This window comes from Amorphoplanes digitatis, from assembly GCF_014205335.1.
GTDB lineage: Bacteria > Actinomycetota > Actinomycetes > Mycobacteriales > Micromonosporaceae > Actinoplanes > Actinoplanes digitatus.
On the sequence record NZ_JACHNH010000001.1, the window covers coordinates 2,102,501 to 2,116,795 of the forward strand.

Annotated in this window: 9 protein-coding genes and 2 rRNA genes (1 of these 11 running past the window's edge); 5 read left to right on the forward strand and 6 right to left on the reverse strand. The window is 71.5% G+C overall.

The genetic code is table 11. The features are described 5' to 3' along the window. Positions 1–1,757: ribosomal RNA gene (locus BJ971_RS09545) — 23S ribosomal RNA — on the forward strand (it extends 1,353 nt beyond the left edge of the window). A gap of 95 nt (positions 1,758–1,852) precedes the next feature. Continuing rightward, positions 1,853–1,969: ribosomal RNA gene (gene rrf, locus BJ971_RS09550) — 5S ribosomal RNA — on the forward strand. A gap of 66 nt (positions 1,970–2,035) precedes the next feature. On the opposite strand, the gene BJ971_RS42005 is transcribed toward rrf, so the two are convergent. Further along, on the reverse strand, positions 2,036–3,787 hold the full coding sequence (locus tag BJ971_RS42005; RefSeq protein WP_184991715.1) for a hypothetical protein: 1,752 nt from the start codon (positions 3,785–3,787) through the stop codon (positions 2,036–2,038). A gap of 270 nt (positions 3,788–4,057) precedes the next feature. On the opposite strand from BJ971_RS42005, the gene BJ971_RS09560 reads away from it, so the two are divergent. The 3 genes from BJ971_RS09560 (at position 4,058) to BJ971_RS09570 (ending at position 7,654) form a co-directional block, all read left to right on the forward strand. After that, the gene (locus tag BJ971_RS09560; RefSeq protein ID WP_184998750.1) at positions 4,058–4,963 is read left to right on the forward strand and encodes a Replicase polyprotein 1ab; all 906 of its coding nucleotides are present in this window, start codon (positions 4,058–4,060) and stop codon (positions 4,961–4,963) included. Further along, a complete protein-coding gene (locus BJ971_RS09565) occupies positions 4,960–5,943 on the forward strand; it encodes an HAD-IIA family hydrolase (RefSeq protein ID WP_184991717.1) in 984 nt (327 codons plus the stop codon). Before BJ971_RS09560 ends, BJ971_RS09565 begins: the two co-directional genes overlap by 4 nt. A gap of 226 nt (positions 5,944–6,169) precedes the next feature. Continuing rightward, positions 6,170–7,654 carry a DUF4407 domain-containing protein gene (locus tag BJ971_RS09570; protein WP_184991719.1) on the forward strand — a complete coding sequence of 495 codons (1,485 nt, stop codon included), beginning with the start codon at positions 6,170–6,172 and terminating at the stop codon, positions 7,652–7,654. A gap of 45 nt (positions 7,655–7,699) precedes the next feature. Here the strand turns inward: BJ971_RS09570 and BJ971_RS09575 are convergent, their stop codons facing one another. The 5 genes from BJ971_RS09575 to BJ971_RS09595 are packed head-to-tail and all read right to left on the reverse strand — an operon-like array spanning position 7,700 to position 14,233. Then, complete coding sequence (locus BJ971_RS09575; RefSeq protein ID WP_184991721.1) at positions 7,700–10,015, reverse strand: hypothetical protein; 2,316 nt, start codon at positions 10,013–10,015, stop codon at positions 7,700–7,702. Continuing rightward, entirely contained in the window at positions 10,012–11,778 is a 1,767-nt protein-coding gene (locus BJ971_RS09580; RefSeq protein WP_184991723.1) for a vWA domain-containing protein, read from the reverse strand. The genes BJ971_RS09575 and BJ971_RS09580 overlap by 4 nt, the downstream gene beginning before the upstream one ends. A gap of 23 nt (positions 11,779–11,801) precedes the next feature. Continuing rightward, positions 11,802–12,077, reverse strand: coding sequence for a hypothetical protein (locus BJ971_RS09585; RefSeq protein WP_184991725.1), 276 nt, complete (start codon positions 12,075–12,077; stop codon positions 11,802–11,804). A gap of 1 nt (position 12,078) precedes the next feature. After that, the gene (locus BJ971_RS09590; RefSeq protein WP_184991727.1) at positions 12,079–13,485 is read right to left on the reverse strand and encodes a serine/threonine-protein kinase; all 1,407 of its coding nucleotides are present in this window, start codon (positions 13,483–13,485) and stop codon (positions 12,079–12,081) included. Further along, positions 13,478–14,233, reverse strand: a complete 756-nt coding sequence (locus BJ971_RS09595; RefSeq protein ID WP_184991729.1) for a hypothetical protein — start codon at positions 14,231–14,233, stop codon at positions 13,478–13,480. The genes BJ971_RS09590 and BJ971_RS09595 overlap by 8 nt, the downstream gene beginning before the upstream one ends. Between the last annotated feature and the right edge of the window lie 62 nt (positions 14,234–14,295).

Genomic DNA, 14,295 nt, shown 5'->3' on the forward strand with positions numbered 1-14,295 from the left:
GACGCTACACGAGTGAGAATGCAGGCATGAGTAGCGAATGAAGGGTGAGAAACCCTTCCGCCGGATGACCAAGGGTTCCAGGGCCAGGCTAATCCGCCCTGGGTGAGTCGGGGCCTAAGGCGAGGCCGAGAGGCGTAGTCGATGGATAACGGGTTGATATTCCCGTACCCGCGAAGGAGCGCCCAAGACGAACCTCATTATGCTAACCACGCGATCTGCCGGCGACCTTCGGGTCAAGGGTGGGGAGTCTGGGATCCTGGTGGGTAGTAGTTTAGCGATGGGGTGACGCAGGAAGGTAGCTGAGCCCGGCCGGTGGTTGTGCCGGGGTAAGCGTGTAGGCCGTGTCATAGGCAAATCCGTGACACATTGAGGCTGAGACGTGATGCCGAGCCGATTCAGGTGAAGTCAGTGATCCTATGCTGCCGAGAAAAGCCTCTAGCGATGTTCCGAGCGGCCCGTACCCCAAACCGACACAGGTGGTCAGGTAGAGAATACCGAGGCGACGGGCGAACTGTGGTTAAGGAACTCGGCAAATTGCCCCCGTAACTTAGGGAGAAGGGGGGCCGGACGCGTGAAGCCCCTTGCGGGTGGAGCGTGGTATGGCCGCAGAGAGCAGGGGGAAGCGACTGTTTACTAAAAACACAGGTCCATGCCAAGTCGTAAGACGATGTATATGGACTGACGCCTGCCCGGTGCTGGAACGTTAAGGGGACCTGTTAGCTCTTCGGGGCGAAGCGGAGAACTTAAGCGCCAGTAAACGGCGGTGGTAACTATAACCATCCTAAGGTAGCGAAATTCCTTGTCGGGTAAGTTCCGACCTGCACGAATGGCGTAACGACTTCCCCACTGTCTCAACCACAGGCCCGGCGAAATTGCAGTACGAGTAAAGATGCTCGTTACGCGCGGCAGGACGGAAAGACCCCGGGACCTTTACTATAGCTTGACATTGGTATCCGAATGTAATTGTGTAGGATAGGTGGGAGCCTGTGAAGCTCGGACGCCAGTTCGGGTGGAGGCAATCTTGAAATACCACTCTGTTGGATTTGGGTATCTAACTTGCGGCCCTGATCGGGTCGAGGGACAGTGTCTGGTGGGTAGTTTAACTGGGGCGGTTGCCTCCTAAAAGGTAACGGAGGCGCCCAAAGGTTCCCTCAGCCTGGTTGGCAATCAGGTGTTGAGTGTAAGTACACAAGGGAGCTTGACTGTGAGACTGACAGGTCGAGCAGGGACGAAAGTCGGGACTAGTGATCCGGCACTTGCGTGTGGAAGCGGTGTCGCTCAACGGATAAAAGGTACCCCGGGGATAACAGGCTGATCTTCCCCAAGAGTCCATATCGACGGGATGGTTTGGCACCTCGATGTCGGCTCGTCGCATCCTGGGGCTGTAGCAGGTCCCAAGGGTTGGGCTGTTCGCCCATTAAAGCGGTACGCGAGCTGGGTTTAGAACGTCGTGAGACAGTTCGGTCCCTATCCGCCGTGCGCGTTGGATACTTGAGAAGGGCTGTCCCTAGTACGAGAGGACCGGGACGGACGAACCTCTGGTGTGCCAGTTGTCCCGCCAGGGGCACGGCTGGTTAGCTACGTTCGGAAGGGATAACCGCTGAAAGCATCTAAGCGGGAAGCTCGCTTCGAGATGAGGTATCCCACCACCTTGAGTGGGTAAGGCTCCCAGCTAGACTACTGGGTTGATAGGCCGGAGATGTAAGCCTAGTAATAGGTTCAGTCGACCGGTACTAATAGGCCGAGGGCTTAACTACACCAAACTTTATGCTCGACGCGTCCACTGTGTGATTCACAGCAAACAACCACCCTTGTGTGTCAGAGGGATGTTGGTTGTGTCGCTGATAGCTGTTTCGGTGGTTATAGCGGAGGGGAAACGCCCGGTCTCATTCCGAACCCGGAAGCTAAGCCCTCCAGCGCCGATGGTACTGCACTCGGGAGGGTGTGGGAGAGTAGGACGCCGCCGGACTTAACGTACAGTCGAGGGCCTTCCCCGGTAGGGGTTGGCCCTCGACTGCTTTTGTGCGTGCGGGCCCTAGTAGCGTTGGACGGACGCGTGCTCGCCGTGTCCCCGACCGTAGTGGCCCGAACCCGCAGTTGATACCGCTCCGTACTTGATGTGCTCCGGCCGACCTCGCCGACGTTGTGAGGGCCCGCCGAACTTGGAAGGACTTGACCCGTGAACCCAGGACCGCAGGACGGCGGCTCCACCAACCGCGACGACGAGGGCCGGGCCGGCCGCGGTCGCGACGGAGGCTCCGGCGCGAACCCCCGTGGTGATCGGGGAGACCGAGGCGGCCCGCGCCGCGAGGGCGGCTTCCGCGCCGGCGGTGACCGTGGCGGCCACTCCGGTGGCGGCGACCGCGGTGGCTACCGTGGCGGCGACCGTTCCCAGGGCGGCGACCGTGGCGGCTACTCCGGCGGCGGCAACCGCGACCGTGGCGGCCAGTCCGGTGGCGGCGACCGTGGTGGTTACCGCGGTGGCGACCGTCCGCAGGGCGGCGGTTTCCGCAGTGGCGGCGACCGGGGCGGTTACTCCGGTGGCGGTGGCGGTGGTGACCGTGGCGGTTACCGCGGCGGCGACCGCCCCCAGGGCGGCGACCGCGGCGGCTACTCCGGCGGCGGAGATCGTGGCGGTTACTCCGGCGGCGGTGACCGTGGTGGTTACCGCGGTGGCGACCGTCCGCAGGGCGGCGGCTTCCGTAGCGGCGGCGACCGGGGCGGTTACTCCGGTGGCGGTGGCGGTGGTGACCGTGGCGGTTACCGCGGCGGCGACCGCCCCCAGGGCGGCGACCGCGGCGGCTACTCCGGCGGCGGAGATCGTGGCGGTTACTCCGGCGGCGGTGACCGTGGTGGTTACCGCGGTGGCGACCGTCCGCAGGGCGGCGGCTTCCGCAGTGGCGGCGACCGGGGCGGTTACTCCGGTGGCGGTGGCGGTGGCGACCGTGGTGGTTACCGCGGTGGCGGTGACCGTCCGCAGGGCGGCGGCTTCCGTAGCGGTGGCGACCGGGGCGGTTACTCCGGTGGCGGTGGCGGTGGCGACCGTGGTGGTTACCGCGGTGGCGGCGACCGTCCGCAGGGCGGCGGCTTCCGTAGCGGTGGCGACCGGGGCGGCTACTCCGGTGGCGGCGACCGTGGGGGCTACTCCGGTGGCGGCGACCGTGGCGGCTACCGCGGCGGCGACCGTCCGCAAGGCGGTGGCTTCCGCAGTGGTGGCGACCGTCCGCAGGGCGGCGACCGTGGTGGCTTCCGTAGCGGCGGTGACCGTCCGCAGAGCGGTGGCTTCCGCAGCGGTGGCGACCGTCCCCAGGGCGGCGACCGTGGTGGCTTCCGTAGCGGTGGCGACCGTCCGCAGGGCGGCGACCGTGGTGGCTTCCGTAGTGGTGGCGACCGTCCGCAGGGCGGCGGCTTCCGCAGCGGTGGCGACCGGGGCGGCTACTCCGGTGGCGGCGACCGCGGCGGCTACCGTGGCGGCGACCGCTCCGAGGGCGGCGCGCGCGGCAGCTTCCAGGGCGGTTCCGGCGGATACCGCGGCGACCGTCCCCAGGGCGACCGCCCGCAGGGTGACCGGGGTGGCTTCCGTAGCGGCGGCGACCGTCCCCAGGGCGGCGACCGCGGCGGCTTCCGCAGCGGTGGCGACCGGGGCGGCTACTCCGGTGGCGGCGACCGCGGCGGCTACCGCAGCGACCGGGGCCCGCGCGACGACCGCAGCGGCGGCGCCCCCCGCGACGACCGTGGCCCGCGTGACAACCGCGGCCCCCGTGACGACCGTGGCCCGCGCGACCACCGTGGCCCGCGCGACGACCGTGGACCCCGTGACGACCGTGGACCGCGCGACGACCGTGGACCCCGTGACGACCGTGGACCGCGTGACGAACGTTCCCGCGACGACCGTGGGCCCCGCGGGGAGGGCGTGTTCGTGGAGCGCGAGGACCAGGCCGCGTTCCGGGCGCCGGAACTGCCCGAGGATGTCGCCGCGACCGACCTCGACAAGGAGGTGCGCGCCGAGCTGCTGAGCCTCTCGCGCGACACCGCCGACCGGGTCGCCCGGCACCTCGTGGCCGCCGGCCAGATCATCGACGAGGACTCCGAGCTCGCGCTGCACCACGCGATCGCCGCCCGGCGCCTCGCGTCGCGCATCGCGGTGGTGCGGGAGGCCGTCGGGCTCGCCGCGTACGCCGCGGGGGACTGGACCACGGCGATCGCGGAGCTGCGGACGTACCACCGGATGACGGGCCGGCAGACCCACCTGGCCGAGCTTGCCGACTGTGAGCGGGCGCTGGGTCGCCCGGAACGGGCGATCGATCTGTTCCGTGGCGCCGAGAAGGAGGCGCTCGACAAGGCCGGCGCGATCGAGCTGCTGATCGTGGCGGCCGGCGCGCGGGGCGACCTCGGCCAGCACGACGCGGCCGTGGCGATGCTCCAGGTGCGTGAGCTGACCGCCGACGAGGACGCCGACTGGGCGGCCCGGCTGCGTTACGCGTACGCCGACGCGCTGCTCGCCGCTGGCCGGCGTGAGGAATCCCGCGAGTGGTTCGCCCGGGCGGCGGCCACCGACCAGGACAGCCTCACCGACGCGGCCGAGCGGCTGCTCGAGCTCGACGGCGTCACGATCGAGGGCGACGACCCGGACGAGGACGACGACCTGGACGGGGACGAGAACCCGGCCGAGGCCCGCGCGGACCACGACGAGGACGACGACGAGTCCGCGGACGAGGACGACGAGGACGAGGACGGTGACGACCTCGACGGGGCATACCTCGACGACGACGAGTCCGACGACGACGAAGATGACGACGACGAGGACGACGACGAACTGGTCGACGACGTCGCCGACGGCAAGGCCGGTGACGACGAGTTCGTCGCCCGCGGCGCCGAGGACGTCGACGAGGACGACGAGGTCGACGAGGACGACGAACCGGCCGGCGGCGTGACGCAGGGCGGCAAGGAGACCGGAGCGTGAGCCTGGTAGACGGGTACGACCTGGTCATCTTCGACCTCGACGGCGTCGTCTACCTGATCGACAAGCCGATCGACGGCGCGGCCGAGGCGGTCGAGCGGCTGCGCGCGGCCGGCACGGCGGTCGCGTACGCGACGAACAACGCGTCGCGGCGCGCCGCCGACGTCGCCGCCCTGCTGACGGGCATGGGTGTGTCCGCCGCCGCCGACGAGGTGCTGACCTCGGCCGGCGCGGCGGCGGCCATGCTCGCCGAGCGGCTGCCCGCGGGGGCTCCCGTGCTGGTGGTCGGCGCGGAGGCGCTGCGGGCCGAGGTCCGCGACGCCGGCCTCACCCCGGTGGAGCGGCTCGACGACGAGCCGGTGGCCGTCGTGCAGGGCTACGGGCCCGACGTCGGCTGGCGGATCCTCGCCGAGGCGTCGCTGGCCGTACGGGCGGGCGCGCTCTGGATGGCGACCAACACGGACCGGACCCTGCCGAGCCCGCGCGGCCCGCTGCCGGGCAACGGCTCGCTGCTGTCGGTGCTGCGCACGGCGCTGAACCGGGAGCCGGACGTGATCGTCGGCAAGCCGGCGCCGGCGCTGTTCGAGACCGCGGCGTCGCAGTCGGGGTCCGAGCGGCCGCTGGTGGTCGGTGACCGGCTCGACACCGACATCGAGGGTGCCGTCGGCGCCGGCATGGACTGCCTGCTCGTGTTGACCGGCGTGAGCGGGCCGGCGGAGGTGTTGCAGGCTCCGAAGCAGCACCGGCCGACCTATGTGGCGAACGACGTCTCGGGGCTGTTCGGCTCGGCCGACGCCGCCCGGATCCCGGCCGGCGCGGACGAACTCGGCGGCTGGCGGCTGGCCTCGGGAAGGCTCGAAGGATCCGGTACGCCGGTGGACGCGCTGCGGCTGCTCGCCCGCGTGTACTGGAACGGCGGCGAGGCGCGGGCCGGCTCGGACGAGGCGCGCGAACTGCTGACCGGCTGGGGTCTACCCGCCTGAACCACAAGCAACACCGACGGCCCGTTCCACCCGCACCCGGGTAGGACGGGCCGTCGGTCGTTCAGGGCTGTCCGAACGGCGGATAACCGCCGCGCCGGGGCGTCGTTGATCACCGGCAGGCGCCACGCCTACGGGGGATTTCCCCGCCGGGTGCGGCCGGAGATAGTGGACACCCAGAGGTCGGTTCCGACGCTTTGTGGTGGCCCCGACGGGAGTCGACGACCAAGTGGCAGCACGGACACACAAGGACAGGACGCCCCCGCGGCGAGGACTGCTGATCTGGCTCTCCGGCGCCGATCCCGACACGCTGTCGCGCAGTCCCCGGGAGAAACGGAAGTTCTCCGGGCTCGGCGGCATCGTCCTCACCACCGCGTGCATGGCCGGGCTCTCCGCGGGCTTCGCCCTGCACACGGGGGTACGCGCACCGCTGCTTGCCTCCGCCGTCATCGCTCTGCTGTGGGCGCTCGCCATCGCCAACCTGGACCGGTGGCTGGTCGCCGCCGCGGGCCGCCGCGAACGCTGGTGGGAGAACCTGGCCACGCTGGTGCCCCGCATCCTGCTCGCGCTGGTGATCGGTGCGGTGGTCTCGACGCCGCTGGTGCTGTGGATCTTCCAGCAGGAGATCCAGGCCCAGCTGACCGTCACCCGGCAGGTCGAGCGCAACGTCTACGAGCAGAAGCTCAAGACCGACGCCCGCTTCGCGGTGATTCCCGGCCTCCAGGCCGAGGTGACCCGGCTCCAGCAGGTCGCGGCGGGCTCGCTGATCGAGGACCTGGTCGGCAAGGACGCCGCGGTCGTGCGCGACCAGGCCGAGTACGACAAGCTCGACAAGCGGTACTCCGACGCGCGCGCTGCCGCGATCGCCGAGTTCGACGGCACGGACGGCACCGGGCAGCGGGGCGGCGGCCCGGCGTACAAGACGAAGCTGAAGGCCGCGGCGGAGCTGCGTGACCAGCGGGACTCGGCCAAGGAGCGGCTCGACAGGTCGAAGAACGAGGCGCTCGAGCGGCAGAAGTCGACAAGCTCCAAGGAACAGGCGACCGCGCAGGGCGACCTGGCGACCAAGGAGTCCGAGCTGGCGCGGCTCAAGAGCCTGAAGCAGGCCGAGGAGGACCGCTATCTCATCGACAGCGGCAACGACCGCGGCCTGCTCGCCCAGCTCGAGGCGCTGAGCCAGATCACCGACAGCAACGCGACGCTGAAGACGGCGTACCTGACCCTGCTGCTGTTCATCACCGCGATCGAGATCCTGCCGGTGCTTACCAAGTTCCTGCTCAACATCGGGCCGGCGACCGCGTACGACGAGATCCTGGCGACCGCGGAGAAGAGCGACGTGCAGGCGGCGCGGGCCAGGATCGAGTTCGAGCGGGAGCAGGAACGCCAGGACCTCAAGGCGCAGGCGGCGCGGCAGGAGGAGATCCGCAAGGAGACCGCCGGCCGGGAGACGCACGTGCAGACGGAGATCCGCAAGCGGGAGCTGGACCGGTGGCGCAGCGACGAGCTGCACCGGCTGAACGGCGGCGAGGAGCCGGCCACCCGCCGTACGCTGCGGTTCCCGGGTCCGCGGCGGGCCAAGGCGGACCGCTCCGGCTATCAGGACTGGCCGGCCGACGAGTCGACGACCCGCGCGGCGGGTGCGGAGACGCACCTGGCGCTGCCGGAGAACGAGGGCGACGGCGAGGGCACCGTGCCGCGCTGGCGTTTCAAGTAGACGGACCACGGCGGGAGGGCCGCCGGCCCTCCCGCCGTGCCGTGGTCAGCCGTGGAAGTAGAAGTTGCCGACCAGCGAGCCGTCCGGAATTCCGGCGGGCGGCTTCTCGTGGTTCGCCCACGCACCGATGCTCACGAACTGAAGCTCGGGGTAGTCGTGCTGAAGCATGGTCCGCAGCCTCTTGGCCCGTTCGTCGCCGGTGCCGTAGGCGATGATCTCGATCCTCTTCGGCTTGCCCAGTCGTAGGACCTTGAACTCCAGCTGACGCCGGAACTCGCGTACGTCGTCGTCCGGGTTGCTGCGGGACGGCGGCTCCAGGAGGACCTGGATCGGAACCTCGGCCGCCGCCGCCGCGGTGGTCGGCTCGACGGTCGCCGGCGCCGCGGCGGCCTGCGGCTGCTTGCGCCCCGGTGCCGGCGCCGGCTCGACCCGGAGGATGATCATCGCGGCGGAGGTCGCGAGCGCCGCGGCCGCCAGGCCGGCTCCGAGGACGAAGATGTGCCGCCAGGTGAGTGCCTGCTCCCGCGGATGACCCTCGAACCAGCGCCGCCAGGATGGGCGGGTGGTGTGCGGGTGCCCGGCGTCCTCGTCGTCCGGCGGCCGGACCCGGCGCGGCGGCTCGACCGGGGCGAGCCGGCTCTTCGCCAGCCGCAGCGCGGTGGCCACGTCGTGCGGTGCGTTGTCGTAGCCGACGACGAGGCAGCGCTCGGCCAGCGACCGGGTGCGCGGCGCGTCCGGGTCGAGCTCGAGCAGCGCCTCGAGGGCGCCCCACATGATGCGTTTGAGCCGGTTGGTGCGGCGGGCCGAGGGCTGGGCCAGGGCGGTGCGGAGCAGGTCGCCGACCCATGACTCGTCGGCCTTGCCGCGCAGGCCGGCCCGGGTGAGCGCGGCGGCGAGCGGCTGGAGCAGCCGCATCTCGGAGGTTCGGCCGGGGTTCCGGGATGCCGATATCCACAGCATCGTCGCGACCTCGTCGGCCGGCAGCGGTTGCAGCTCACCCGCGAGCGAGTCCAGCAGGGCCAGCGGGTTGCGGGTGAGCGCCAGCTCGGCGTCGGCCTTCGGCGTGTACTCGTGGTGGTGGTTGAGCTCGCCGATGATGATGTCCGGGCTCGCCGGGAAGTGCTCGGGGTCGTCGTCCGGCGTGAGACCCAGCTTCAGCAGCCAGTCCCGGGCGGCGGCGAGGTCGCGGTCGTTGCCGAGCACTCCGAGCGGGGTGATCCATTGGCGGGTGTGCTCGCGCAGCCGGTTCGGCTGCCGGTAGCAGCTCAGCAGCAGTGCCGCGAGGTGGTCGTGCCAGTCGGTGAGCTCGGGCGCCGCGGCGGTGGGCAGCCGGAGGAGATTCTCGGAGGTGTCGTCCTGCGCCCTGACCGCGCCGGTGAGCACGTCCTCGGCGAGCGGCGCGGTGAAGTCCTGTAGCCGGGCGATCGCGGCCGTCGGCTCGCGCTCGGCCCACTCCTGCACCAGCGGCCGGTGATTCGCCGTCAGCCGCCGGACCCCGCCGGGCGTCTCCAGCATGGACGGCACGTCGGACCAGCCCGGCACGTGGTTGGCGTGGCCCAGCTCGATCAGCATCTCGTCGAGCGAGTAGTCGCCGCTGAGCAGCTCCGGCTCGGGGCGCTTGCCGGTGCTGGCGTAGTGCACCAGGTACTCGAAGCCGCGGCGCACGTCGGCGCGGCCGAGGTGTGACTTGATCTCGTCCTCGCTCACCGGCCCGCGGCGGAACCAGTGGTCGATGGACTCGGCGCGGTTCGGCTCGCTGCGCCGGAACTCCTCGGGCCAGCCGCCGGACACCACCCGCAGGTCCGCGGAGTCGGGCCGTTGCAGCATGCATGTCGTCCAGGACCAGGCGCGCGACTGGCGCTCGGGCAGGACCTTGAGCGCGGCCGGGATGAGCGCCGCAGCCTCGGCCGGGCCGCCCGAGACGGGGATGGCGGACTGCCTGACCACGACGCCGCCGAGAACCTGGAGCACGGTGCGCTCGAACCAGCCGGCGTCGTGCGGCACGGGCGGCAGGCCCTGGTCGCCGGCGGCGAGCTCGCTGCCGGCGGTCCAGGCCCGCAGGGCCGGCATGTCCTCGGTGGCGAACGCGAAGCGGCAGGTGCCGGCGACCCCGAAGGGTCCCCGGCGGCCCTGCACGACGAAGCACCACAACCACCGGCCCTGCACCTGTACGCGGCGCAGCGTCCAGATCGGGTGGCCGATCGTCGAGCGGATGCCCTCGGGCGGCTGGCTCAGGTCGGCCTGCAACAGGCGCTCGGCGGCCGCCCAGTACTCCCGGGGCGCGGGCGGGCCCACCTCGTGCGGGCTGAAGCCGCGGCCGGTCAGGTCGGCCCACTGCACCATGATCATCGACGTGCTCATCGGCGAGCCCTCCCGAGAACGGCGAGCAGGAGCTGGGTGAGTGCGGCGGCGCGGTCCTCGACGCGGGGGAAACGGCTGCGGGGGTCGAGCGGCTTGAGCCGGATGTCGTCCACCGCGATCGGCACGGTGGCCAGCGGCGAGCACAGGAAGAACCGCAGCGTGATCCACGGCTCGCGGTGCATGCGGTACAGGGCGCTCTGCTGGCCGAGGCCGTACGCGAGGCCGCAGCCGACCGCCGACATGATCAGGTCGCGGAGCAGGATCTGCGCGTCGGAGCCGGGCCGCAGGGCGCTGTCGAGGTGCTCGTCGATCGACGGCACCCGGATGTGCTGCGGCACCTCGGCCATGACGTCGCCGCCGGGGATGTGCACCTCGTTGGCGGTGCCGACGTGCACGAGCTTCCAGAACTCGTCGGCCTTGGAGAAGTGGCCGAGCAGGCCGCGGGCGACCTGGACGGCGCGGCGCTGCCGGACGGCGGGCTCGGTCGAGCTCGCGCCCCAGAGGTAGGTGAGCAGCTGCGCGGCGCCGGGGTCGGCCGGGGTGGAGCGCTGCGCCCAGCGTTCGACGGCGAAGGCCAGGTAGCTGGCGGTGCCGCGTTCGACGTCGCCGGGCGCGCCGATGTCGGGCAGGGTCAGGCCCGGTCTCTCCAGCGCGGCGCGGATCAGGTCGCACTTGGTGATGGCGATCAGCATTTGCAGCGGGCGGCCCTCGTCGGTCGCGAAGAGCCCGTCGACCATGGTGATCTGCTCGCCGATGCCGTCCTGGATGGACTCGCGGTTGCCGCGCACGACCTCGGCGCCGTACGCGCTGACGGTGCCGGGCCGTAGGCTGCCGTTGAGCAGCAGGCGTTCCTCGGTGACCGACTCGGTGGCCATCCAGTCGGTGGCGTTCGGCGCGACGGCCGGGTCGACGACCCAGAGCAGGGCGTCGAACGAGCGGAGCATGCCGGCCTCGCGCCGGTTGGTGCCCTGCTCGTCGAAGAGCTCGCCGGGCAGGTCGGCGACCCCGGTCCAGGTGCGCCGGTCGCCGGTGTCGGTGCGCAGCACCAGCGGCTGGCGGAACTGCCGCCCCCACTGCTTGGCGCGGCGGTCGCCGTCGACGACCGTGCGGCGGATCAGCTCCTGTATCGCGGCGAGTGCGTCGCGGAGCTGGTCGTCGAGCATGCCGGCGGGGGTCGCCTGGCGGTCGGTGCCGGTGGGCTGGATCGCCTCGCCGGTGTTGCGGGTCTCGTTGTACTTGCTGATCCGGGCGGTCAGCGGCAGCTCCTCCAGGGGGCTGAGCTTGCGCAGCCGGATCCGGCCGGGGTCGTTCTGCGCGCTCCAGTGCGTCAGGTTGTCGAGGTTCTGCCGCAGCATCCGGACCAGCAGGTAGGTCTTGCCGCTGGCCGGCGCGCCCATCGCGGCGACCATGTTCCAGTCGTCGATCTTCTGCTGGACGTTGTCGGCGCCGCGGGCCGGTCCGGAGTGGAACACCAGCGCCGCGTCGGGGAAGATGTGGCCGCCGCCGCACAGCAGGTAGCTGAAGTCGATCTCGTGCTCGTTGAAGACCGGGTCCGTCGACTCCGCCGGCCGGTAGTTGCCGGCCAGCATCTTCACCCGCCACGGCAGGCCGTTACGGCCGTCGGGCGCGCCGACCTCGAGCCGGAACGACGGCGGCATCAGGAACCGGCCGGTCTGCCGGTCGACCGGTGGCGCGCCGCTGCCGAGCTGCTGGCGGCAGACCGGGCAGGCCTTGCCGAAGCGCTCCGAAGGGTCCTCGGTCACCGGCGGCGTCCTCGACCACAGCATCAAGCGACCACGCAGACGACGAGGAACACCAGCGTCGCCGCGGCGCCGCCGACCACGAGGCCGGCGGCGGTGCCCAGCTGGCGGCCGGTCTGCGCGGCCACCTTCAGGTAGTCGGCGACGCCGGCCTCGACCTCGAGGAACGCCGGCAGCCGGGCGCCCGGCGCGGCGTCGATCCAGTTGCCGAACGTGTACCCGTACCGGGCGAAGTGCTTGTCGGGGTCGCCGCACCGCCGGGCCACCCGGTCTCGCAGCGCCACGCGCCAGGAATCGGTCATCTCATCCCCCGCCCACCAGAAAACCCAGCGCCACCGCGACGGCGACGCAGCTCACACACCAGATCGACGACCAGAGCACGGCCTGGCGCAGCGCCACCTCCTGCGCCCGGGCGCCGATCTCGTCGTACGCCCGGTGCACCCTTTCCGGCCGGGTCGCCGGGCCGCGCTGGGCGTACGCCCGGACCGCCTCGATGTGGTCGGCGTACGCGGGTACCAGCTCGGTGCCGGCCGGTGCCGGCAGACCGGGCCGGTCGCGGTCGCAGCGCTGTTCGGCCTCGATCACCTCGGCCAGCCACGCCTCGGCCCACGGCCGCGACGCCTCCAGGGCGGCCTGCCCGCGTGGCCCGGTGCCGAACGGCTCGGCCAGCACCGTGATCAGCGGCTCCCACCGCGGGTCGGCCCAGTGCTCGCCCAGCGCCTTGCGCACCGCAGCCTCGCTGTCGGCGACCCGGAGAACCGGGTTGTCGGGGTCGGTGTTCAGCAGGGTGGTCTCCACCCAGTGCCGGCCCGCGAGCGCGCACAGCACCACGATCATCAGGCCGAACCGGTCCTGGGCGTAGAGCAGGCCGGGTGTCAGCCGCCAGGCCCGGGACGGGTCGGTGCGCATCCGGCGCAGGCCGCCGTACTCGTAGAGCTCGGTGCCGCGCAGCACGGGTGGCGGCGGGTCGGCCTGGGTGGCGGCGTCGGTGTCGATGAGCACGTAGCCGCTGGTCTCCTGGTACGTGCACCAGCAGACGTTGTCCGGCTTGAGGTCGCAGTGCGCCCACTTGAGCTGGTGCAGCTGGTCCAGGCCGGCGGCGAGCTGGCGGAAGTCGATCAGGTGCTCGGTGCCGGGCCAGCGCCGCAGCGCCTCCCACCGGAGCAGGTCGATCTGCGGCGAGACGGCAAGCAGGTACAGGTCGGGGCGGGCGCCCTCGCCGATCCAGGACGGCAGCCGGCGATCCAGCTGGGCGACGATCTGATCGGACGGGGTGCCGAGCCGGGTGGTGACCGCGCCGGAGAACTGCTCGAGCTGGCCGTCGCCGCGGACCACCTGCACCGGCACCACCGCCCACGGCGGCTCGATCGGGGTACGGCGGCCGTGGTCGCCCAGGTACTGGTTGGCCCGTTGCAGCGCGCTTGCCTGTTCGTGCAGGTGCTGGCGCAGGGCCTCGGCGTCGCCGAGGTCGGCGCAGCCGTAGATCTTGACGTGCCAGTTCTGCCAGCCGAGGCGCTCGTTGGCGGCGGTGGTGAAGATGACCTCGGTGCGGATCCGGCGCAGCTGCCCGGACTCACCGGCGCCGATCAGCGGCACGTCGAAGTCGACGGACTTGCGGTCGTCGGTCGGTGGCGGGGCGACGGTGAGCTGAACGTGCCAGTGCGGCCCGCTCAGGTCGATGACCATCGCGGGTTCCTGCGCGTCAGCCACGGCCACCGTCCCAGGCGAGTAGGTAGTCGAGCCGGGTCGACGAGGCGGCGCCGTCCGCGTACTCGATCGATCCGGCCGGGCCGGCCTGTATCGGCCGGCCGTTCGCGCGCAGCGGCGTGCCGTCGACGCGGACCAGGTAGGTGGGCCGGACCCGGGACCGGGCGAACTCGACGCGGTGGCCCTGGTGGCGCAGGTAGACGAGTTCGCCGCGGGGCAGGAACGTGGCGTACTCGGGCAGGCGCACCGAGGCGTCGTGCCGGCTGCCGGTCCACCGGCCCAGCGGCACCCAGCCGGGCGCGGACGCGAGGTGGCAGACCCAGTGGAAGTCGGCGCCGTAGCGCAGGGTCAGGTGCACGGTCTCCGGCGGCGGCTGCGCCGGCGGCAGCGGCACCTCCTGCGATTCGATCCGGGTCTGCGGCAGCGCCTGCCGCGGCGCCTGCCTCGGCGCCGGCAGCGCCGGCGGCTGGATCAGGAACCGGTGGCCGGGGTCGTCCGGCAGGCTCGGGTCCACAGTGCACACGACCGAGACGACCCGGGCCAGCGGCAGCCACCGATGGGTCGACGGGTGCACGATCCGGTGGACCTTGCCGGCGAAGTCGCGGCCCATCGGCGTGCGGGTCGCGACGGTGACCGAGATCCGCAGCGAGCCCGGGTCGACGTCGCCGGCGTTGACGACCGTGCAGTAGCGCTCTACCGCGGCCCGGAACGCGCCGAGGACGGCCCGCTCGAAACGCGGGTCCGGACTCATGCGACTTCTCCGATCGACGCGGCGGCTTCGGCACAGGGACTGCACTGCGAACCGGTCGGATG

Bases quoted from the DNA above. Each gene is read 5' to 3' on its own strand.
- BJ971_RS09595 (WP_184991729.1), bottom strand. From the start codon at position 14,233: ATGAGTCCGGACCCGCGTTTCGAGCGGGCCGTCCTCGGCGCGTTCCGG.
- BJ971_RS09575 (WP_184991721.1), bottom strand. From the start codon at position 10,015: ATGAGCACGTCGATGATCATGGTGCAGTGGGCCGACCTGACCGGCCGC.
- BJ971_RS09585 (WP_184991725.1), bottom strand. From the start codon at position 12,077: ATGACCGATTCCTGGCGCGTGGCGCTGCGAGACCGGGTGGCCCGGCGG.